Genomic DNA, 1,331 nt, shown 5'->3' on the forward strand with positions numbered 1-1,331 from the left:
GTCTGATATTCGCGGGTTGGTTACCGCAGGACGGACTGTTCTGCTGGAGTGGATCGCGGGTCTAGAGATCGAGCGTAATCAGGCTGTGCTGCAGCATGATTGCTCATAGGGCGTTCGCGGGTCACTCCCAGGCGCTGCCGCCACCACCGGGTTGTTCGGACAGTTATGGGCCGGTGCTCAGGTGTCGAGCACGGCCAGCGACCAGCACCAGCCGGCCAGTTCCCGGGCGATGGCGGTGTTGGCGACCACGGGGCGTTTCTTGCGGGCATCGAAGGACAGCCAGCGGTGGTGCAGGCGCCGGTTGGCTTGCTGGCCCCGCGCCCGTGCTGCCGGGCTGGCGGCATCCCAGCGCCGCCGCAGATCCACTCCGGGCCGATACGGTTGGCGGTGATGCCAGGCCGCTTCGATCAACAGCCGGCGGGCATGGCCGTTGCCGGTCTTGGTGATCGATCCCTGCGAGCGTGAATTCCCCGACGTGTACTCGCATGGCACCAACCCGAGGTAAGCGCCGATCGAGCGCCCGCTCAACCGGCCCCAGTCACCGATCTCCACCGCCAAGCCGAACGCGGTCAACGTGGAGACCCCACGCAAGCAGCCCAACCGGGTGACCACCGGCGTGTAGGCACTGTCGGCGGCCAGTTCGGCGATCGCGGCATCGAGGCGGTCCCGGCGATCAACGGTGGCCAGCATCGTGTCCAGGGCGGTGTCGTAAGCCAGCTGCAATGGTGTGGCTTCGAAGCGTTGCCCCCGCAGCCACGCCTCGTGCTTACCGGTCCAGGTCCGGCCGCCGGAGTAGATGATCCCTTGGCGCAGCAGCAGTTTCGATACCCGGTGCCGGGCACTCATCAAATCCCCGCGGCAGTCCTCACGGGCACGCACCAGATCGCGGGCTGCTTCCTGATCCGCACTGGGAATCGTGACCGCCACGATCTGCCCCAGATGCAGCAACCGGGCCAGATGCGCGGCATCACGGGCGTCGGTTTTGACCCGATCCCCCGACGGGCGCTGCAGCTTCGACGGCGCAGCAACCAGGCACATCACCCCCGCGGCCACCAGGAACCGCGCCAACCCGAACCCCGTCGGCCCCGCCTCATACGTCACCGCCACCCGACCTGGCAGCGACCGCAGCCATTCCAGGACATCCCGATAATCCGGGGTCAACCGCCGTTCGAACACCTCACCGGTGTCCCCATCCAAAGCGCACCCGACCACTGATCGTGCGTGCACATCCAACCCAACACTCGTACGATGACGTTTCACTGGGGCCTCCTACATCTGTGGCTCTACCGGCCAGGACCTAATTCCTGTCGGCAACCCACGTTCACATGCAG

General features: G+C 66.3%; 1 protein-coding gene. It reads right to left on the reverse strand.

What is annotated here, in order from left to right:
* Positions 1-177 precede the first annotated feature (177 nt).
* Positions 178-1,260 (reverse strand): IS110 family RNA-guided transposase, encoded by a 1,083-nt coding sequence (locus tag FPZ47_RS27540; RefSeq protein WP_210420045.1) that lies wholly within the window; start codon positions 1,258-1,260, stop codon positions 178-180.
* Positions 1,261-1,331: the final 71 nt, after the last annotated feature.

The sequence above is a fragment of the Mycobacterium helveticum genome, from assembly GCF_007714205.1.
Taxonomy (GTDB): Bacteria; Actinomycetota; Actinomycetes; order Mycobacteriales; family Mycobacteriaceae; genus Mycobacterium; species Mycobacterium helveticum.